General features: G+C 64.8%; 19 protein-coding genes and 2 tRNA genes. 10 read left to right on the top strand and 11 right to left on the bottom strand.

Annotated elements, in window-relative coordinates; genetic code table 11:
- From BMW87_RS06755 to BMW87_RS06765, 3 genes are all read right to left on the bottom strand, one after another.
- On the bottom strand, nucleotides 1–321 hold the full coding sequence (locus tag BMW87_RS06755; protein WP_093075413.1) for a DMT family transporter: 321 nt from the start codon (nucleotides 319–321) through the stop codon (nucleotides 1–3).
- A gap of 5 nt (nucleotides 322–326) precedes the next feature.
- Entirely contained in the window at nucleotides 327–791 is a 465-nt protein-coding gene (locus BMW87_RS06760; protein WP_093075415.1) for a carboxymuconolactone decarboxylase family protein, read from the bottom strand.
- A gap of 107 nt (nucleotides 792–898) precedes the next feature.
- The gene (locus BMW87_RS06765; RefSeq protein ID WP_093075418.1) at nucleotides 899–2,320 is read right to left on the bottom strand and encodes a MocR-like pyridoxine biosynthesis transcription factor PdxR; all 1,422 of its coding nucleotides are present in this window, start codon (nucleotides 2,318–2,320) and stop codon (nucleotides 899–901) included.
- An 88-nt stretch (nucleotides 2,321–2,408) separates the two neighbouring features.
- Here BMW87_RS06765 and BMW87_RS06770 point away from each other — a divergent pair, with 88 nt between their 5' ends.
- A complete protein-coding gene (locus tag BMW87_RS06770) occupies nucleotides 2,409–3,011 on the top strand; it encodes an FMN-dependent NADH-azoreductase (RefSeq protein WP_093075420.1) in 603 nt (200 codons plus the stop codon).
- On the opposite strand, the gene BMW87_RS06775 is transcribed toward BMW87_RS06770, so the two are convergent.
- Genes BMW87_RS06775 through polA form a run of 3 tightly spaced genes read right to left on the bottom strand, consistent with a single transcriptional unit; the run spans nucleotide 3,008 to nucleotide 8,076 of the window.
- A complete protein-coding gene (locus BMW87_RS06775) occupies nucleotides 3,008–3,910 on the bottom strand; it encodes a LysR family transcriptional regulator (protein WP_093049884.1) in 903 nt (300 codons plus the stop codon). The two genes, BMW87_RS06770 and BMW87_RS06775, sit on opposite strands and share 4 nt — an antisense overlap.
- A gap of 13 nt (nucleotides 3,911–3,923) precedes the next feature.
- Nucleotides 3,924–5,216, bottom strand: coding sequence for a M20/M25/M40 family metallo-hydrolase (locus tag BMW87_RS06780; protein ID WP_093075423.1), 1,293 nt, complete (start codon nucleotides 5,214–5,216; stop codon nucleotides 3,924–3,926).
- Nucleotides 5,217–5,259: 43 nt separating this feature from the next.
- The gene (gene polA, locus BMW87_RS06785) at nucleotides 5,260–8,076 is read right to left on the bottom strand and encodes a DNA polymerase I (RefSeq protein ID WP_093075426.1); all 2,817 of its coding nucleotides are present in this window, start codon (nucleotides 8,074–8,076) and stop codon (nucleotides 5,260–5,262) included.
- Nucleotides 8,077–8,173: 97 nt separating this feature from the next.
- On the opposite strand from polA, the gene BMW87_RS06790 reads away from it, so the two are divergent.
- From BMW87_RS06790 to BMW87_RS06800, 3 genes are read left to right on the top strand one after another with little or no spacing between them, the layout of a single operon-like run.
- Nucleotides 8,174–8,545, top strand: a complete 372-nt coding sequence (locus BMW87_RS06790) for a hypothetical protein (RefSeq protein WP_093049875.1) — start codon at nucleotides 8,174–8,176, stop codon at nucleotides 8,543–8,545.
- A 55-nt stretch (nucleotides 8,546–8,600) separates the two neighbouring features.
- On the top strand, nucleotides 8,601–9,659 hold the full coding sequence (locus BMW87_RS06795; RefSeq protein ID WP_093075429.1) for a homoserine kinase: 1,059 nt from the start codon (nucleotides 8,601–8,603) through the stop codon (nucleotides 9,657–9,659).
- A gap of 9 nt (nucleotides 9,660–9,668) precedes the next feature.
- A complete protein-coding gene (locus BMW87_RS06800) occupies nucleotides 9,669–10,505 on the top strand; it encodes a BPSS1780 family membrane protein (protein WP_093075430.1) in 837 nt (278 codons plus the stop codon).
- A gap of 29 nt (nucleotides 10,506–10,534) precedes the next feature.
- On the opposite strand, the gene BMW87_RS06805 is transcribed toward BMW87_RS06800, so the two are convergent.
- The gene (locus BMW87_RS06805) at nucleotides 10,535–12,955 is read right to left on the bottom strand and encodes a UvrD-helicase domain-containing protein (protein ID WP_371258794.1); all 2,421 of its coding nucleotides are present in this window, start codon (nucleotides 12,953–12,955) and stop codon (nucleotides 10,535–10,537) included.
- A gap of 206 nt (nucleotides 12,956–13,161) precedes the next feature.
- Between BMW87_RS06805 and BMW87_RS06810 the strand changes: the two genes are divergently transcribed.
- Nucleotides 13,162–14,139, top strand: coding sequence for a GMP reductase (locus BMW87_RS06810; protein ID WP_093075435.1), 978 nt, complete (start codon nucleotides 13,162–13,164; stop codon nucleotides 14,137–14,139).
- Nucleotides 14,140–14,160: 21 nt separating this feature from the next.
- Here the strand turns inward: BMW87_RS06810 and BMW87_RS06815 are convergent, their stop codons facing one another.
- Nucleotides 14,161–15,027: an alpha/beta hydrolase gene (locus BMW87_RS06815; RefSeq protein ID WP_093075438.1), complete on the bottom strand. Its 867-nt coding sequence runs from the start codon at nucleotides 15,025–15,027 to the stop codon at nucleotides 14,161–14,163.
- A gap of 90 nt (nucleotides 15,028–15,117) precedes the next feature.
- Here BMW87_RS06815 and BMW87_RS06820 point away from each other — a divergent pair.
- Nucleotides 15,118–15,193 (top strand) — tRNA-Ala (locus tag BMW87_RS06820).
- Nucleotides 15,194–15,245: 52 nt separating this feature from the next.
- Here BMW87_RS06820 and BMW87_RS06825 read toward each other — a convergent pair.
- Nucleotides 15,246–15,953 carry an SDR family NAD(P)-dependent oxidoreductase gene (locus tag BMW87_RS06825; protein WP_093075441.1) on the bottom strand — a complete coding sequence of 236 codons (708 nt, stop codon included), beginning with the start codon at nucleotides 15,951–15,953 and terminating at the stop codon, nucleotides 15,246–15,248.
- Between the two features lie 142 nt (nucleotides 15,954–16,095).
- Between BMW87_RS06825 and BMW87_RS06830 the strand changes: the two genes are divergently transcribed.
- Nucleotides 16,096–16,171, top strand: a tRNA-Lys gene (locus BMW87_RS06830).
- A gap of 67 nt (nucleotides 16,172–16,238) precedes the next feature.
- Here BMW87_RS06830 and BMW87_RS06835 read toward each other — a convergent pair.
- Nucleotides 16,239–17,018, bottom strand: coding sequence for an AraC family transcriptional regulator (locus BMW87_RS06835; RefSeq protein WP_093075444.1), 780 nt, complete (start codon nucleotides 17,016–17,018; stop codon nucleotides 16,239–16,241).
- A gap of 129 nt (nucleotides 17,019–17,147) precedes the next feature.
- Between BMW87_RS06835 and BMW87_RS06840 the strand changes: the two genes are divergently transcribed.
- Entirely contained in the window at nucleotides 17,148–17,774 is a 627-nt protein-coding gene (locus BMW87_RS06840) for an MSMEG_1061 family FMN-dependent PPOX-type flavoprotein (protein WP_256216716.1), read from the top strand.
- A 13-nt stretch (nucleotides 17,775–17,787) separates the two neighbouring features.
- Nucleotides 17,788–18,606: an SDR family NAD(P)-dependent oxidoreductase gene (locus BMW87_RS06845; protein WP_093075449.1), complete on the top strand. Its 819-nt coding sequence runs from the start codon at nucleotides 17,788–17,790 to the stop codon at nucleotides 18,604–18,606.
- A 27-nt stretch (nucleotides 18,607–18,633) separates the two neighbouring features.
- Here BMW87_RS06845 and BMW87_RS06850 read toward each other — a convergent pair whose 3' ends face one another.
- Nucleotides 18,634–19,044, bottom strand: coding sequence for a hypothetical protein (locus BMW87_RS06850; RefSeq protein WP_093049845.1), 411 nt, complete (start codon nucleotides 19,042–19,044; stop codon nucleotides 18,634–18,636).
- Between the two features lie 274 nt (nucleotides 19,045–19,318).
- Between BMW87_RS06850 and BMW87_RS35060 the strand changes: the two genes are divergently transcribed.
- Nucleotides 19,319–19,489 carry a hypothetical protein gene (locus BMW87_RS35060; protein WP_176928697.1) on the top strand — a complete coding sequence of 57 codons (171 nt, stop codon included), beginning with the start codon at nucleotides 19,319–19,321 and terminating at the stop codon, nucleotides 19,487–19,489.
- Nucleotides 19,490–19,532: the final 43 nt, after the last annotated feature.

Genomic DNA, 19,532 nt, shown 5'->3' on the forward strand with positions numbered 1-19,532 from the left:
TCAGCTGGTGGTGACCAGCTTGAGCCCGATCACGCCGGCCAGGATGAGTGCAATGCACAGCAGCCGCATCGGTGCGGCCGAATCGCCCAGCACCACCATGCCCACGATCGCGGTGCCCGCGGCGCCGATGCCGGTCCACACTGCGTAGCCCGTCCCCATCGGCAATGTCCGCAGCGAGAGCGAGAGAAGCACCACGCTCGACAGGCCGGCAGCAACCGTGAAGAGCGCGGGCACCAGTCGCGTGAAACCTTCGGACGACTTCATCGCAAAGGCGAAGACGATTTCAAGAACGCCGGCAACGCCGAGTAATGCCCATGCCATGGCGTTCAGGCCTTGGCAGCGGCGGCAGTGGCAACGGGCGTCGAGCGGAACGTGATGCCGAAGCGGTTGAAGGCGTTCATCAGGCCGATCGCGTAGGTGAGGTCGGCCAGTTCCTTGTCGCTGAACTCGGCGGCAGCGGCTTCGTAGTCCGCATCGGGAACGCCGGTTTCAGCGACGCGCGTCACGGTTTCTGCCCAGGCGAGCGCGACCTGTTCGCGGCGGCTGAAGACGTCGCCCGCGTCGTGCCACACCGGAACCAGCACGAGCTTGTCGACCGCCAGGCCGGACTTGAGCAGGTCGCGCGAATGCATGTCGATGCAATAGGCGCAGCCGTTGATCTGCGAAACCCGCAGGTAGACGAGATCGACCAGTTGCTTGGGCAAGCCGCTTTTCTGGACGGCCATGTACACCCCTCCGAAAGCCTTGTAGACCTCGGGCGAAATCTTTGCGTAGTCGATGCGATTGCTCATGAAGAGTCCTTGTGTGTGCTGGTTGGAAAGGACTCCATGGTGTCGAATCTTGGTCTAGCCCAGAAGATCCATGAATGGCATTCGATACTGGGCCATGATCTTCCAGATCACATCAGGCTCAGGATGCGCTTTCCGAGCTTCTCGGCGGTGCGCCGGGAATCGATGTTCGTGAAGTTGACGAGCAGGGCCGAAGCGCCCTCGCCCTCCTTCGTCCAGTCTGACAATGCCTCCGCGTACAGGCCCTCTTCCCGCATGCGCGCCACGAGCTCGCGATCCGATTGCCGGCCTTGCAACCGCAAGATGAGATGCATGCCACCGGGTTGCGCGTCGATTCGCACATGCTGCCCGAGCACGCTCTGCAAGCCCGCGCTGGTCGCCTCGCGACGCTCGGCATAGAGCCTGCGCATCCGCTGGATATGCCGCGCGAAGTGCCCCTCCGTGATGAAGGCGGTGACGATGGCTTGCGTCAGTTCGGGGCTGCCCCCGGCGAAGGTCTGGATGATCTGCTCGAAGCGCTCGACCTGCGACTCCGGCACGACGAGATAGGCCAGCCGGATGCTCGGGAAAAGCACCTTGCTGAAGGTGCCCGCATAGAGCACGCGTCCGTCGCGGTCCAGGCTCTTCAGCGCAGGCAAAGGGCGGCTGACATAGCGGTATTCGCCGTCGTAGTCGTCCTCGACGATCCACGCGTTGTGCCGTCCGGCCCAGTCGAGCAGCGCCTGGCGCCGGGGCAAGGACAACGACACGCCCAGCGGGCTCTGGTGCGCCGGCGTAACCACGGCTGCACGCGCGCGCGGCGCCGACTTGATGCCCTCGGAAACGACCATGCCCTCCTGGTCTACATGCACCGGGACAGCCGCAATTTGCATGTGCGCGAGCAGCTCCCGCGTGGGCGGGTAGCCCGGGTCTTCGAGCCAGACGCGGTCTCCCGCCTTCAGCAAGGCGAGGCCGATCAGCTCGATGGTGTGGCGGTATCCCGAGGTCACGAACACCTGCGATGCAGCGCAGTTGATGCCACGCGACACCTGCAGATACGCGGCGATTTCCGCACGCAGCTTTGGCAGCCCGTAGATGGAGGGATGCGCCATGTCGGATGGCTGCATGGTACGCACGCAGCGCGCACCCAGGCGGGCCCATATCTTTCGAGGGAATTCGTCGAGGGCGGGCAGCCCCATCTGAAACGGAAGAATCGAATCCGGCCGGAAACCGATCGAAGAAATTCTCTTGTCGAGCGGAGGCTCCGGAATTGCCACTGGCGTTTGCGGCTTGAGGCCCGGCGCCACGATGGTCCCGGCCTGGCCACGTGCCTGGATGTATCCCTCGGCGACCAGCAAGGAATACGCGGCTTCGATCGTTCCTCTTGCCAGGCCCAATTCCTTGGCCAGTGCGCGGGCGGCGGGTATCCGGTCGCCGGGCTTGAGCAATCCGCTGGAGATGGCATTGCGAAACCGCTCGTAGATCTGCCGGTAGTAGGGCTCGGCCGCTGCGGGGTCCAGCGGTGATACGGGGCTGCTCTTCTTGGCGATCATGGATCAATCACAAGCTCCATTCTTGGCTCTGGAGTGTAGGCCATGCAAATTCTAGGATTGACGCTTCTCCCTTGCGGCCATATCAATCATGAAAATCCTGCACGTCAATTGCAGCTCCCGCGGGCAAGCCTCGGAGAGCTTCAAGCTTTCCCGAAAAATCGTCGATCTTCTGCTGAAGAAGTCGCCCGATGCCGTATTGGTCAAACGAGAAATTGGCGGCGGCGCCCTGAGGCATATCGACGCGAATTACGCGCTCGCCCAGCATTCGTCCGCGGCAGAAATAAATCAGGAAGGCTCGATTTCCACATCCGAAGAATTGATCCGGGAACTGGAGAACTCGGACGTCGTGGTCATTGGAACGCCCATGCACAACCTGAGCGTGCCCTCTGCGCTGAAGGCCTGGATCGATCATGTCGTTCGGGCGCGCCGTACGTTCAATGTGGGCGCTGCGGGCAAGGTGGGCACGCTGCGCGACCGCCCGGTCTTCATCGCCGTGGCTTCGGGCGGGAGATTTTCCGGGGAACATGCACGGCAGCCGGATTTCCTGACGCCATACCTGACGACCATCCTGAGCACCATCGGGCTGAAGGACCTGAATTTCTTCTCGATCCAGGGCACGGGCCTCGGCCCGGATGTCGTCGCGCACGCCAGGGCCAAGACCGACCTGGCGCTGCAGGCGTATTTCTCTTAGAGCGCCTCTTGGATCGCCTGCTGCATGCAGCGCGTGATGCCGCGCACCGCCACCGAATCGGGCCGCGCCGCAAAACGCAGCGCGCGAATCGGCACCGGAATGTGCGGCTCCAGCGTCAGCACCTCGACCTTCGCGCGGTCCGCCGATCGCGCCGTGCAACCGTCGACCAGCGCCACGCCGATGCCGTGGTGCGCCATGGCCAGTGCCGCGTGATAGGTCTGCACCGTGACCACCGCCTGCTGGAAGCCCACGCCCGCCTGCCGGCAGGCCTGGCTCAGGCTGGTGCCGACGGGGTCGCGGCTGTCGAGGCCGATCACCGGACGGTTGACGAGATCGTGCAGCGCCACCGAACCGTTGCGCACCAGCGCGCGCGGCAGCATGCCCTTGGGCGCAATGCACACCATGCGGCTGTCGGCCAGCGTCTCCTGCGTGAGCGAGGGATGCACCGCGGGGCTGAAGGCAAAGCCCACGTCGGCTTCCTGCAGCAGCAGCGCCGACATGATCTGCGGCGAGTGCAGCGACTCGACGGTGATCGCATAGCCCGGATGCTTTTCGCGAAAGGCCTTGAGCGCGCGCGGCAGGATGTCGTAGCTCAACGCCAGCACGCTGAGGATGCGCAGCTCGCCCGTGTCGCCCGCGGTGCGCAGGTTGGAAGCAAGCCGCTGCACCTCGTCGAGCTGCGCGAACAGCCGCTCGATGTGCGGATACAGCGTGAGCGCTTCTGTAGTCGGCGTGAGCCGGCCCTTGGCGCGCTGGAACAGGGGGAAGCCCAGTTGCAGCTCGGCATGCTGCAGCGTGCGGCTCACCGCCGGCTGCGTGATGTTGATGAGCCGCGCCGCCGCGCTCACGCTGCCAGTGAGCATGATCGCGTTGAAGACTTCGATGTGGCGAAGGCGCATCGCGAACAGTGGATCAGTTGCCCGAAGCGGTCTTGCCTCGTGCGATGTCCATGACCATGCGGGTGCCGAGGTACAGCCGCGGTTCGATGGAGTTGACCAGCACGTACTCGGCATCGGCCGAGTGCGCGCCGAAGCCCTGCAGGCCGAAGCGCTCGATGACGGGCGCCTTGGTCTTCAGTGCCGCGAAGGCCGCGTCGGTACCGCCGCCGGCGGCCTTGTCGTCGGCGCCCAGCGGCAGGCCGAGCTCGTCCTTGTAGATCTGCTGCGCATGGCGGGCCATGGCGCGCGAAGCGTCGGTGGCCTCGAGCGGTGGACGGCGGCGCTCGAAATTCATCTCGACCTTGGCCTCGGGAATCAGCTGTTTCTTCACGCGCTCGTTCACCTGCTGCTCGATGCGGTCGTAGTCGCTGACCTTCAGCACGCGCACGTCGGCGCCCGCGGTGGCGCTGGCCGGAATCACGTTGCGGTTGCTGCCCGACTTGGAGATGGTCCAGTTCATCTTCAGGCCGGTGGCCGGGTCGGACAGGTCGCGCATCTGCAGGATCTGGTGCGAAAGCTCGTACAGCGCGTTCACGCCCAGCTCGGGCGCCGATCCCGCATGCGAGGCCTTGCCCGTGACATGCAGCGTGACCGATGCAATGCCCGCCGTGGCGAGCGAGAGCTTGTCTTCCTTGACGTAGGCGCCTTCGAAGGACAGCACCGCATCGTGCTCGCTGCCCATGCGCGTGATGAGCGCGCGTGCGCCGGGCGAGCTGATTTCCTCGTCGCCGTTGATCAGCACGGTGAGCGTGCCGTATTCCTTGAACTTCATCGCCTGCAGCATCGACACGATGTGCGTGATGACGGCCACGCCCTGCTTGTCGTCGGCAATGCCCAGGCCGTAGGCCTTGTCGCCGTCGATGCGGAACGGCTGCTTGTTGAGCATGCCCACGGTGTAGACCGTGTCCATGTGCGCGATCAGCAAGATCTTCTTCTTGCCCGTGCCCTTGAAGGTGGCGCGCACCACGCGGCCCATTTTCTCGGGCGTGTCTTCCATGCGGTAGGCCTCGGCGCTCGGGTCGATCAGCTCGACCTGGCCGCCCAGCGCCTTGAACTTCGCGGCGATGAGGTCGGAGATTTTCTCGAGTCCGTCGAGGTCGCGGCTGCCCGATTCGATGGAGACCAGCTCCTTCAGCGTGTCGAGCAGCGCGGGCTTTTCCTTGGCGGCGAGCGAAGCGACTTGCGCGTCGGGTGCGGCGAAGGCGGTGCCGAAGCAGGCCGCGCAGACAGCGGCGAGCAGAAGTTTGCGGTGCGGAAATTGAGTCATGTGCGTACGTTCTTCTCGGTTGGTTGTCTCGTCTTTTTATTCATCAATGCGCCTTGTCCCAATTGGGACCGACACCGATCTCGGCCAGCAGCGGCACTTTCAGCGCGGCCACGCCGGCCATGAGACGAGGGATTTCGGTGCGCACCCATTCGATCTCGGCCTCGGGCACTTCGAACACCAGTTCGTCGTGCACCTGCATGATCATCCGGGTGCCGCGCTTCTCCTCGTCAAGCACGTTCTGTACCTTGACCATGCTGAGCTTGATCAGGTCGGCGGCCGTGCCCTGCATCGGCGCGTTGATGGCCGCGCGCTCGGCGCCTCCGCGTCGCGGGCCGTTGGGCGAATTGATCTCGGGCAGGTAGAGGCGGCGGCCGAACACGGTCTCCACGTAGCCCTGCTCCTTGGCAAGCGCCTTGGTCTCGTCCATGTAGGCCTTCACGCCCGGGTAGCGCGCAAAGTAGCGCTCGATGTACGAGGCCGCGGCCTTGGTCTCGATGCCGAGGTTGCGCGCAAGGCCGAAGCTGCTCATGCCGTAGATGAGGCCGAAGTTGATGACCTTGGCATAGCGGCGCTGCTCGCTCGACACCTGGTCGGGCGTGGAGCCGAACACTTCGGCGGCCGTCGCGCGGTGCACGTCGATGCCTTCGGTGAACGCGCGCAGCAGCGACTCGTCGCCACTGATGTGGGCCATGATGCGCAGCTCGATCTGCGAGTAGTCGGCACTGGCGATCACGCTGCCCGCCGGTGCCACGAAGGCCTCGCGCACGCGGCGGCCTTCTGGCGTACGGATCGGGATGTTCTGCAGGTTGGGGTCGTTGCTGCTGAGGCGGCCCGTGACGGCCACGGCCTGCGCATAGTGCGTGTGCACGCGGCCGGTGCGCGGGTTGGCGAGCTGGCCGAGCTTGTCGGTGTAGGTGCCCTTGAGCTTCGACAGGCCGCGGTGTTCGAGGATCTTGGCCGGCAGCGGATAGTCTTCGGCCAGTTTTTCAAGCACCTCTTCGTCGGTGCTGGGTGCGCCGCTCGGCGTTTTCTTGACCACGGGCAGGCCCAGCTTGGTGAAGAAGATTTCGCCGATCTGCTTGGGCGAACCGAGGTTGAAGGGCTGGCCGGCGATGTCGTAGGCCTCCTGCTCCAGCTCCATGATGCGCTTGCCGAGCTCATGGCTTTGCGTGGCAAGCGTAGGGGCGTCGATCAGCACGCCGTTGCGCTCGACGCGGTAGAGCGCCTCGCTCGAATCCATTTCGAGCTGGTAGATGAAGCGCAGTTTTTCGTCGGCTTCGAGGCGCGGCCACAGCGTGTTGTGCACGTCGAGCGTCTGGTCGCTGTCCTCGCACGAATACTCCGCCGCCTTGGCGATGTCGACCTGGCTGAACGGGATCTGGTGCGCGCCCTTGCCGCACAGGTCTTCGTACGAGATGCCGCTGCGACCCAGATGGCGCTCGGCCAGGCTGGAAAGACCGTGTGGCTTGTGCACTTCGAGCACGTAGCTCTGCAGCATGGTGTCGTGCGCGTAGCCCTGCACCTCGATGCCGTGGTTGGCGAACACGTGGCGGTCGTACTTGATGTGCTGGCCGAGCTTTTTCTTTGCACCGTTCTCCAGCCAGGGCTTGAGCTTCGCCAGCACCTCGTCGATGGGCAACTGCTCGGGCGCATCGGGGTAGTTGTGCGTGAGCGGGATGTAGGCCGCTTCGCCGGGCGTGACGCTGAAGCTCACGCCGACGATCTGCGCGACCATCTCGTCGAGCGAGGTGGTCTCGGTGTCGATGGCCGCGAGGTCGGCAGCTTCGAGCTTTGCGAGCCAGGCGTCGAACTGCGCCCAGTTCGTGATCGTGTCGTACTTGAGATTGCTCGCGGGCGAGGCGGCCTCCTGCGCTTCGAGCTCGGAGGGCTCGTCGAACAGGCCGCCCTGGTCGCTGTCGGCCTTGGAGGCAGCCTTCTTCTTGATGCTCTCTTCGATCAGCTCGGGCGGCACTTCCTGCGCTTCGAGCGACTTGACCAGGCTCTTGAAGCCGAACTTCTCGTAGAAGGGTTTCAGTTCGGCCGTCTGCGGCGCGCCGACGGGCAGGCCTTCGAGCGACGGCAGGCCGGTAACGTGGCCGTCGAGGTCGCAGTCGGTGCGAATGGTGACGAGGCGTTTGCTCAACGGCAGCTTGTCGATGGCCTGGCGCAGGTTCTCGCCCGCGGTGCCCTTCACTTCGGCTGCGCGTTCGATCAATGCATCGAGCGAGCCGTATTCGAGCAGCCATTTGGCGGCAGTCTTGGGGCCGACCTTCGGGACGCCGGGCACGTTGTCGACCGTGTCGCCGACCAGCGTCTGGTAGTCGATCATCAGGTTCGGCGGTACGCCGAACTCGGACGTCACACCCGCCACGTCGCGCTTCTTGCCGTTCATCGTGTCGATGATGGTGATGTGCTCGTCGACCAGCTGGCTCAGGTCCTTGTCGCCGCTGGACACGATCACCTCGACGCCCTGAGCGGCGGCGACCTTTGCGAGCGTGCCGATGACGTCGTCGGCTTCCACGTCGGGCACGCTGAGCACGGGCCAGCCGAGCAGCTTCACCACTTCGTGGATGGGGTCGATCTGGCTGCGCAGGTCGTCGGGCATCGGCGAGCGGTTGGCCTTGTACTCGGGGTACCAGTCGTCGCGGAAGGTCTTGCCGGGAGCGTCGAAGATGCAGGCTGCGTAGTCGGCGCGCACCTCGCGCCGCAGCGCGGTCATCATGTTGATCATTCCCCGGATGGCGCCGGTCGCCGGGCTCTTGGGATCGCCGGGCACGGCCCGCAGATCGGGCATCGCGTGGAAGGCGCGGTAGAGGTAGCTCGAGCCATCGACGAGCAGCAGCGTTTTCTTGTCGGTCATCGGGCCATTTTGCCGTGCCCGCGACGGCGTCCGAAGCCACGACGGCACGAGGTGTCAACCGACGCCCCGGAACCGGGGGCGAGCCTACAATCAAGGCATGCCTAGCTCCACACTCCTGGTCGCCCGCCGCATCCTGCTGGCGCTGGCTTTCGCAGCCCCCTTTGCCGCCGTACAGGCGCAGCAGCCCGCAGCCGCCCCCGCGGCGGCCCCGGCCGCATCGCTACCAAATCAGGAGCAGGACAAAGCCGAAGGCCGACGCAACCAGAAGGTCGAGAACATCCATACCGAGGACAGCGGTGCCTCGGTCGACGAAGTCCGCTACGGCGGCCGCACACAGAGCATCAACGTCACGCCCAAGGCCAACGTGCCGGGCTACGAAGTGCTGCCCGCCGACGCGTACACGGGACGCCAGGGTTCGTCCGAAACGGGCGCCAACGGCCCCCGCGTCTGGAACGTGATGAAGTTCTGACCGTGCGTTCTTTCGTCCTAGTTTTTGCAGCGGCAACGCGGCGCTGAGTACCGCGATGGCAGTTTTCACCGAAGTCAGTTTCGGCGAGGCAGACGCGCTCGTCCAACGCCTGGGTCTGGGCCCGCTGCGCGAACTGCGCGGCATCGAGGGCGGCATCGAGAACACCAACTACTTCGCGACCACCGAGTCCGGCGAGTTCGTGTTGACGCTGTTCGAGCGCCTGAGTGCCGAGCAGCTCCCGTACTACCTTTGTCTGATGAAGCACCTGGCGGCTGCCGGCCTGCCTGTTCCCGCGCCCGTGGCGGCAGCCGAGCCCGCCGCCGCCGAGAAGCCCAGGAAGAACCAGCCCCCCGTGCCCGCCGAAGCCGCGTGCGACCTGTTGCACATCGTGGCCGGCAAGCCTGCTGCGGTGGTGCAGAAGCTCTCGGGCCACAGCGAACTGGCCCCCGGCACGGCACATTGCGCCGAACTGGGCGCGATGCTGGCACGCATGCACCTCGCGGGGCGCGACTACCCCCGCATCCAGCCGAACCTGCGCGGCCTGCACTGGTGGAACGAGACGGTGCCGGTGGTGCTGCCGTACATCGAGGAATCGCAAGCCGCCCTGCTTCGTGCCGAACTGGCCTACCAGAACCACGTCGCCGAGTCTTCGGCCTATGCGGCCCTGCCGCGCGGCCCGGTGCATGCCGACATGTTCCGCGACAACGTGATGTTCGCGACCGGTGGCGACGCCGGCGCCGCACCGCGCCTGACCGGCGTGTTCGACTTCTACTTCGCCGGCGCCGACACCTGGCTGTTCGACCTGGCCGTGTGCCTGAACGACTGGGCCATCGACCTGCCGACCGGCCGGCACGATGCCGAACGCGCCGATGCGCTGCTGTCGGCCTACGAAACCGTGCGAAAGCTGAACGCGGCCGAGCGCGCCCTGCTGCCCGCGATGCTGCGCGCCGCGGCGCTGCGCTTCTGGATTTCCCGGCTCTGGGACTTCCATCTGCCGCGCGAGGCGAGCATGCTCAAGCCCCATGACCCCACGCACTTCGAACGCGTGCTGCGCGACCGCGCCACCCACCCGCATGCCATGGCACAGGCCCTCGAGCCGCTGCTGGCTGCCTGACCTCTACACATGAAACTCAACCTCGTGCCGGCGCGAACCGGCGTCGAATGGGTCCGCCTCGGACTCAAGAACTTCTGGCGGCAGCCGCTGGCCTTTGTCTCGCTGTTCCTGATGTTCATGGCGCTGATCACGAGCATTTCGCAGCTGCCGCTGATCGGCAGATTCATTCCGTTCGTGCTGCTGCCGTTCTCCACGCTGGGCTTCATGGTCGCGGCGTCGGTGGCCGACGCCTCGGCGACCGACGCCGATCTTCCTGGGGAAGCGGGCGGCGTGAAGAAGCCGACCGGCGCGCTCATGTTCCTGTCGGTGGCCCGTGCCATGCGAACGGAATGGCGCGCGCTGGCTGTACTTGGCGTGATCTCGGCGGTGTATTGCTTCCTGACCGTGTTCCTGACGGCACTGGTCGACGGCGGCCAGTTCATGCGCAGCTACCTGCTGGGCGAAACCCCGACCAAGGAAGTGCTGGAAAGCAGCCGCTTCCAGATGGCGAATCTGCTTCAGATGTGCCTCGCGCTGCCGCTGGTCGCGGCGATGTGGCATGCCCCCGCGCTGGTTCATTGGCACCGGGTGGAGCCGGTGAAGAGCATTTTCTTCAGCCTGGTGGCGATGTTCCGGAATTTCGGCGCCTATGCGCTGTACTGGCTCGCGTGGTGCGGCGTGCTGGTGCTTGGCCTGCTGGCGGCGGCGCTGGTCGGCACCATCGTGATCGGCGTGGGCTCTCTGGGCTCGGACACCGGCGCAATGGCCATCGGTAACATCCTGATGGTCGGCACGGTGCTGACGCTCGCCGCCATGGCGCAGGCGTCGAACTGGTTCACCTTCCGCGACACTTTCAATCCGGACTGAGTGCCGCCGCAGCAAGCGGCGCCCTGAACTCAGATCGGCGTGAGCTTGGCCACCGACAGCGCCAGCCACTTAACGCCGTGCCGCGCGAACTTGACCTGCGCGCGCGCATCGTCGCCGGTGCCTTCGAGCGCGGTCACCGTGCCTTCGCCGAACTTGTTGTGGAACACCTGCATGCCCGAGCGCAGGCCGTGTGAAAGCGCTGTCTTCTGCGGCGGCACGGGTGGGCTGGCGAAGGTGTCCTTGTCGCGGCTGCTGCCGCCGCCTCCATAGCCACCACCGCTGTAGCCGCCTCCACCGCCGCGCGTGCTCGCGTAGCCTCCGCCATAGCCGAAGGCCGATGGAGTGAAGCCCTGGTTCTTGGGCGTGAGCCACTTCAGCGCGCCTTCGGGCAGCTCGTCGAAGAAGCGGCTCTTGACGTTGTAGCGCGTCTGCCCGTGCAGCATGCGCGTCTGCGAATGGCTCAGGTACAGGCGCTTGCGGGCACGCGTGATCGCCACGTACATCAGGCGGCGTTCTTCCTCGAGGCTCTCGAAATCGCTCATCGAGTTCTCGTGCGGAAACAGGCCCTCTTCCATGCCGGTGATGAACACGCAGTCGAACTCCAGGCCCTTAGCGGCGTGCACGGTCATCAGTTGCACCGCGTCCTGCCCGGCCTGCGCCTGGTTGTCGCCCGATTCGAGCGCGGCGTGCGTGAGGAAAGCGGCCAGCGGGCTCAGCGTTTCGCCGGTTTCGGCGTCGGGCGCGAGCGGCTCGTCGAGCACCGGACGGCTCGGGTCAATGCCCTGGCTCGCAGGCGACTGGCGCAGCTCGTCGACCGGCAGCGCCACGGCGTCGCGGCCGAAGCCTTCCTGCGTGACGAAGCTCTCGGCCGCGTTCACGAGTTCGTCCAAGTTCTCGAGGCGGTCGGCGCCTTCGCGGTCGGCCTTGTAGTGCTCGACGAGGCCGCTGTGGTCGAGCACCAGCTCGATGATCTCGCGCAGGCTCACGCCTTGGGTCTGCTCGCGCAGCACGTCGATCTTGGCGACGAAACCCGTGAGGTTGGCGCCGGCCTTGCCGCCGACGACGCTCACCGCATCGTGCAGCGAGCGCCCGGCCGCGCGCGCCGCGTCCTGCAGGGTTTCGAGCGTGCGTGCACCGATGCCGCGCGGCGGGAAGTTGACGACGCGCAGGAAGCTGGTGTCGTCGTCCTTGTTCTCCAGCAGGCGCAGATAGGCCAGCGCGTGCTTGATTTCGGCGCGCTCGAAGAAGCGCAGGCCGCCGTACACGCGGTACGGCACCGAGGCATTGAAGAGCGCCGTTTCGATCACCCGGCTCTGCGCGTTGCTGCGGTAGAGCACGGCCATTTCCTTGCGCTCGTAGCCGTCGCGCGCGAGCTGGCGCATTTCCTCGACCATCCACTGGGCTTCGGCGAGGTCGGTGGGCGACTCGTACACGCGCACGGGCTCGCCCGGGCCCTGGTCGGTGCGCAGGTTCTTGCCCAGGCGCTTCTTGTTGTGGCTGATGAGCTCGTTGGCCGAGTCGAGGATGTTGCTGTAGCTGCGGTAGTTCTGCTCCAGCTTGATCTGGTGGCGCACGTCGAACTCGCGCACGAAGTCGGTCATGTTGCCCACGCGCGCGCCGCGGAAGGCGTAGATGCTCTGGTCGTCGTCGCCCACGGCGATCACGCTGCTGTTCTCGCTCGGTGTGAACTGGCCCGCGACGGTGTTGCCGGTGAGCATCTTGATCCACGCGTACTGCAGGCGGTTGGTGTCCTGGAACTCGTCGATCAGGATGTGGCGGAAGCGCCGCTGGTAGTGCTCGCGCACCGGGTCGTTGTCGCGCAGCAGTTCGTAGCTGCGCAGCATGAGCTCGCCGAAGTCGACCACGCCTTCGCGCTGGCATTGTTCTTCGTAGAGGCGGTAGAGCTCGACCTTCTTGCGGTCGTCGTCGCTGCGCACTTCTACGTCGCCGGGGCGCAGGCCGTCTTCCTTGGCGCCGGCGATGAACCACTGGGTCTGCTTGGCCGGGAAGCGCTCGTCGTCGACGTTGAACTGCTTCATCAGGCGCTTGATGGCCGAGAGCTGGTCTTGCGTGTCGAGGATCTGGAAGGTCGACGGCAGGTTGGCCAGCTTCCAGTGCGCGCGCAGCAGGCGGTTGCACAGGCCGTGGAAAGTGCCGATCCACATGCCGCGCACGTTGACGGGCAGCATCGCCGTCAGCCGCGTCATCATTTCTTTCGCGGCCTTGTTGGTGAAGGTCACAGCGAGGATGCCGCCGGCGGAGACCTGGCCCGTCTGCAGCAGCCAGGCGATGCGGGTGGTGAGCACGCGCGTCTTGCCGGAACCGGCGCCGGCCAGGATCAGCGCGTTGCCCTCTGGCAGCGTGACCGCGGCGAGTTGCTCCGCGTTCAGGTTCTGGAGCAGCGGCAGCGCTGGGGGGTGGGCGTCAGCCGCAGGATCGTTAAACAACATCATGCGATTGTAGAAACCACGGCGTATGCGGGTTATATGAAGAACCGGAAGACCTGCCTTTGCGAGACCGCGTAAAATCAATCACCGGGCCCAAGTTTCTTGCGCCCGGTTTTTTGTGGGCGTTTTCCTTGCAGAACGCACCGCGAAAGCCGGCCGGACCAAGCGCTCATTCGTTTCTTTCAACGATTCCTTTCAGGAGCCTGGTCATGCAAATTTTCGATTACGACAACATCCTCCTGCTCCCGCGCAAGTGCCGCGTGGAGAGCCGTTCCGAGTGCGACACCAGCGTCACGCTGGGCGAGCGCAGCTTCCGCCTGCCCGTGGTGCCCGCCAACATGAAGACGGTGGTCGACGAGTCGATCTGCCTGTGGCTGGCGCAGAACGGCTACTTCTACGTGATGCACCGCTTCGACCTCGACAACGTCAAGTTCGTCAAGGAGATGCAGGGCAAGGGCGTGTTCGCCTCCATCTCGTTGGGTGTGAAGAAGGCCGACTACGACACCGTCGACCAACTCGTGGCACAGGGCCTCGTGCCCGAGTACGTCACGATCGACATCGCACACGGCCACGCCGACAGTGTGAAGAACATGATCGGCTACCTGAAGGAAAAGCTGCCGAAGACCTTCGTGATTGCCGGCAATGTCGGCACGCCCGAAGCGGTGATCGACCTCGAGAACTGGGGCGCTGATGCGACCAAGGTCGGCATCGGCCCGGGCAAGGTCTGCATCACCAAGCTCAAGACCGGCTTCGGCACGGGCGGCTGGCAGCTGTCGGCGCTCAAGTGGTGCGCGCGCGTGGCGACCAAGCCGATCATTGCCGATGGCGGCATTCGCGACCACGGAGACATTGCCAAGAGCGTGCGCTTCGGCGCGTCGATGGTCATGATCGGCTCGCTGTTCGCGGGGCACGAGGAGTCGCCGGGCAAGACGGTCGAGGTCGACGGCGTGCTGTTCAAGGAGTACTACGGCTCCGCCAGCGACTTCAACAAGGGCGAGTACAAGCACGTCGAGGGCAAGCGCATCCTCGAACCCATCAAGGGCAAGCTGGCCGAAACGCTGGTCGAAATGGAGCAGGACGTGCAGAGCTCGATCAGCTACGCGGGCGGCCGCGCGCTCATGGACATCCGCAAGGTCAACTACGTCACGCTGGGTGGCGACAACGCGGGCGAGCACCTGCTGATGTAAGCCCCCGCCCCGGGGCACCGGTCAGGCTTCCAGCAACTGCACCGCGTGCCGGTGCAGGGTGTGAGCCGGATCGGCGAGCGCGTCGACCACATCGAAGTGGTTGAGCCCCGGGAGCACCTCGCACACTGGCACGGTGTTGCGTCCCCACGCCTCGCGGATCATCGCGTTGTGGCGGATGAACTCTTCGCTCTCCCCGCCGCCAGCAACGGCGTAGAGCTGGCCGCGTTTGGGCGCAGGCCACAGTGCCGGGCTGGCACGCAGGGCGTCTGCATCGGTCAGCTTCAGCACATTCTCGAGAAATGGCGTGCGCTGCAGCGGACGAAGGTCGTAAAGGCCCGAGATCGACAGCGCGTTGCGCACGAGCTGCGTGGGCAGATCGGGTGCGACCGCCTTCCAGTCGCAAGCCAACAGCGCCGCCGCCATGTGACCACCGGCCGAATGGCCTGCTACGGTGATCCGCGAAGGATCGCCGCCATGGGCCGCGATGTGGCGCCAGGTCCATTCGAGCGCACGCACCATCTGCAGCAGGATGCCGGGCACCGTGACAGGCTGCTCCGGCGTACCGGGGCACAGCGCGTAGTTGGGCTGGACCACGCAGATGCCGCGGTCATTGAACGCAGGCGCAATGAAGGAGTGGTCTTTCTTGTCCATGGCGCGCCAGTAGCCGCCGTGGATGAAGACCAGCACGGGCGCGTCGGGCACCGGTGCGGGAAAGATGTCGAGCGTTTCGTTCACGCCCTGGCCGTAGGGAAGATCGATCCGCGCCGGCAAGGCCTCGCGCACTGCGGCCGATTCGCGCGCCCATCGCTCGAAGTACGCGGGGTGATCTTTCACCCGTGCAAGGTTGTTGTACATGCCTTCCAGCCAGGCGGGGTCGAACGAGGCCATGCGGTCTTTGCTCCGTGTTTCGCGAGGCGCGCATCTTGGCACGGCAGGGTGCGCCAAAACAGGAGTTCCGGTTAAAATTCGCCTTGCGTTGGGGGGGTAGCTCAGCTGGGAGAGCGCCGCGTTCGCAATGCGGAGGTCGTGAGTTCGATCCTCATCCTCTCCACCAACCAATACAGAAAAGGCCTTGGCATCCGCCAGGGCCTTTTCTTTTTTCCGGCTCAGGTATCGAGCGTCAGATGCTGGCCGTGCAGCGCCGCGGCGCCCGGCGATGCAAGGAAGCCGATCGTCTGCGCGGCGACCGAGGTCGACACCCAGTCAGCCGGATTCGCGTCAGGCATCGCCTGCCGGTTGGCCGGCGTGTCGAGCACGCTCGGAGCCACGCTGTTGATGTTGACGCCATGCGGTGCCGCCTCGGCGGCCATGGCTTCCACCAGGCGCTGCAGCGCACTCTTCGAAGCGATGTACGCGGCCATGGCCGGAACGCCGCGCGCTGCGACCTTCGCCGTCACGGCGATGACGCTGCCTGCGCGTCGCTCGATCATCGAGGGCAGCACGGCCTGCGTCACCGCCACGAACGACCATGCGTTGAGATTCATCATCCGGTCCCAGCTCGCGCGCGTGAGCGCATGCGTCGCCTCGCCCATTTCGAAGCCGCCTGCGATGTGGACCAGCGTGTCGATGCGACCGAAAGACTTGAGCGCCTGCTCCGCGAGGGCTGCCATCTCGGACGCGGAAGTCACGTCGCCCGCCAGCAAGAGGTGCTGCGAGTTGTCGAGGCCCGGGAAGACCTCCGCAAGACGACCTGCATGGTGGTCGACCAGCGCAAGGCGCGCGCCCTGGTCGATGAAGTGCTGAGCCACGGCACGGCCCAGTGCGCCTGCGGCGCCGGTGATCAAGACATGGGGCGTGGTGTTGGCGTCGCTCATCGAAGTTCTCCTGGTTGAGAGGGCCGTGCCCCCGTCGGTGGTGGCGAATCCTAACGCCGCGACCTACAATTTTTTTGGACGAGCAGAAATTCTGGGATATACTCGTGGTCTTGCCAGAAAACACCAAACGTTTTCAACGCAAGGGCTCTTAGCTCAGTTGGTAGAGCAGCGGACTCTTAATCCGTAGGTCGAGTGTTCGAGTCACTCAGGGCCCACCAACCAACACCGCGTCATCGCTGGAACGCCCGCTACTCACAAGGTAGCGGGCGTTTTTCATTGTGGCTGCTACCGCATGTACTGAGTGGGAGTGGCACCAAACGTGCGCTTGAACAAGGCAATGAACGCACTGATGTTGCTGTAGCCGAGCTCGAGGGCAACGGTCGTGACGGAGCGTCCCTCAGCCAGGAGCTCCAACCCACGCAGCAAGCGCGCACGCTGCCGCCATGTTCCAAGGCTGTATCCGGTCTCCAAGGGAAAGCGACGGTTCAGCGTGCGAGGCGAAATATTCGCCAACCCGGCCCAGGCGTCCAACGAACGATCGTCAGCGGGCTGCGCCAGGAGCTCTTGCGCGATCTTCATCAGCGATGGGCTTGTCGGCATCGGCAGGCTGAGCTCTTCGATCGGCAAGGACCTGATCTCGTTGATCACGACGAGTTCGAGCAAACCTCGCATCGCTCCAGCAGGCTCACTGTTGAGACTTTCAAGCCGCCGCACTGTCTCGCGCAACAGGGCCGAGATACGAAGCGTCGCCGGTCGTTCAGGCAGCCCCTCACCCGCACCGCTCTGAACGTAGATGCTCCACGTGTCGACCTGTCCGTGCGCGCTCGCCCAGTGCAGTTGCCCGGGCGGTATCCACACCGCGTGCACGTTCGGCACGAGCCATTTGCCGAACTCCGTGCCAAGCGTCAGCAGGCCTCGCCAAACACCAAGGAGCTGCCCTCGTCCGTGGCTGTGAGGCTCCACCAGCGAACTCCCTTCGACGCATTGGGAAACAACGATCGCCAACGGCCCCGCGGCGCCATCTTTCAGGTCCGCAAGGTCGGGCTGCTGGGTTGTCGAGGACATGGCGCAAATGAGCTATTGAATGGCCTGAACAGCATAGCAACGCCAGGTCCAAAAACCTAGCATCGATCCAACACTTCAGAGCAGATGACCGCCATGCAAGCCCAAGACATCCTTCCCGACAGTGCCGACATGGAAGACAGAGCAAGAGAACGCAACGTCGTTGCACTCGGCGAGCTGTACGCCGAGCCATCCCCGATGATCCTGAAGGCGGTGTCTCGCAGGCTGACCGAGTACCACCGCCCCTACCTTGAAGCCGCGACCTTCTTCTGCCTTGCGACGGGGCGCGAGAGCTCGGGCCTCGACGCTTCTCCGCGCGGCGGTCCGCCCGGCTTCGTGCACATGCTCGATGCCCAGACGCTCGCGTTCGCAGATTGGCCCGGCAACAACCGCATCGAGTCACTGAAAAATCTGCAGGACGACGACAGGGTTGCAATGCTCTTTCTCTTTCCCGGGCTGGATGTGTTCATGCGCATCAATGGCCATGGGCACATCTCCACATCGCCGGATCTGCTTGGCAGACTTGTCGAGCGAGGCAAGCATCCCAAAGCCGCCGTTGTGGTCACGGTCGAGGAAGCCTTGTTCCACTGCGGCAAGGCCGTCAATCGCGCGCGGCTGTGGGATCCCACCGCACTCCTGGATCGCAACTCCCTGCCAACGGTCGGGACAGTGCTGGTCGCACTTGCAGAGCTGAACGACGTCTCTGCGTCGGTCCTTGATGCGAAGTACCAGGACGCGGTCAAACACGATTTGTACTAACACGGAGCAACACATGACATCCAAGGTTTGGTTCATCACAGGCACGTCGCGAGGACTCGGACGCGCATGGGCACAGGCGGCGCTGGAACGCGGCGACAAGGTCGTGGCAACAGCTCGCTCCATGGAGGCACTACAGCCGCTGGTGGCGAAGTACGGCGACGCCATCCTCCCGGTGACTCTCGACGTCACGGATCGCGACGCAGTATTCGCAGCGATGGACGCGGCGATTGCCCGTTTCGGCCGACTCGACGTCGTCGCCAGCAATGCCGGCTATGCGTTGTTCGGCACCATCGAGGAAAGCAGCGAACCGCAGGCGCGTGCGCAGTTCGAGACCAACCTCTTCGGAACTCTCTGGGTCATTCAGGCAGCGCTTCCCCACCTGAGGGCACAAGGCGGAGGGCACATCCTGGTGACCTCGAGCGTGGCGGGGATCATCACCTTCCCCACTGCCGGGGTCTACAACGCAACCAAATGGGCCGTCGAGGGACTCGTGGAGACGCTCGCATCGGAAGTCGGGGCCTTCGGCATCAAGGTGACGCTCGTCGAGCCCGGCGGCTACGACACGGACTGGCGAGGAGCCTCGGCCATCAGCGCTGAGCCGATGCAGGTCTACGAGGGGCTGCGCCAGAAGATCAAGGCCCTCAGCGCCACCCGAGCGCTAGGCAATCCGGTTGCCACGACTGCGGCGATCCTCGCTGTAGTCGACGCAGAGGAACCGCCGCTGCGACTCTTTCTCGGAAAGGCCTGCTTGCCTGCCGCGAAGCAGGCCTATTCGCAACGCATGTCGACCTGGGAAGCCTGGGCTGCCGTGTCCGAGGGAGCACAAGGCTGACCTGCGGACCGCCGGTGAGCCGGACTATCAGGAAGCGGCTCCCTGCCGCGCGATCCAGTCGTCGACACAGCGCTCGAGCAGATCGCGCCGCTCACCCACCTCGGCCATCAGATACTGGCGTGCGTGTGTCTGCGCCAGTTCGCTCGACAGGAACCATTGCTCGCGCTCCGGGCTTCCTTGTGCCGGCGGCGCGCCCCATGCCGAACTGCCGAGAAAAGCCTCGGTGACGGGCAGTCGCCCATCGGTCTTGCCGATGTCCGACAAGGCGTCTCGCGCGCCGCCGAGGACGATGCGCACCTGCACGACCTCATCGTCCGCCTCGATGGAGGCCGCGAGGCCGCCCGCTTGATGCACGTGCCAGAGTTGCGCTGCAGAAGCATTGCGAACCCAGCTCTCCAGCGCGCGCGTCAAACTTTCAAGAATGATTTCTTTGTTCATACGGGAATATTTCACGGTTTTGCCTATCACTTGCAACCTGCTTCGGCCCCGACCTGCAAAAGACACCCATTGGGCATGGCATCTTGTACCTGCTGTCACGCATCACAACAACAAGAGACACAGGGATATCAACTTCGAAGCCAAAAAGCTCGTTCGGCCCGCTCATGCGGGTATTTTTTTGCCCGGCCGCGACCAGGGCCAGTGACGATGTTCGGAGGCCACAGAATCTGACCTGCCTCGGACCACGCTTCGGGCGTGAGCTATATTTCCTCCCATGGAAAAGGCGTCCGACATAGGCAAACCCACCGTCCCCATCGACCTGATCGGGCCAGATCACTGGCCGCGCTCGAAGCGCGGTTCCGGTCGTGCCACCAAGGTGATCCTCGCGGTCGTGGGTGGCTTGGCGGCCGCAGGCCTGATCGCCTACCGCTTCTTCGGGCGCTGACCACCGATCCCCCGCACAAACAAAAGCCCGCCGTCCGGAAGAC

This window comes from Variovorax sp. OV084 (genome assembly GCF_900111625.1).
In the GTDB taxonomy this organism is placed as follows: Bacteria; Pseudomonadota; Gammaproteobacteria; order Burkholderiales; family Burkholderiaceae_C; genus Variovorax.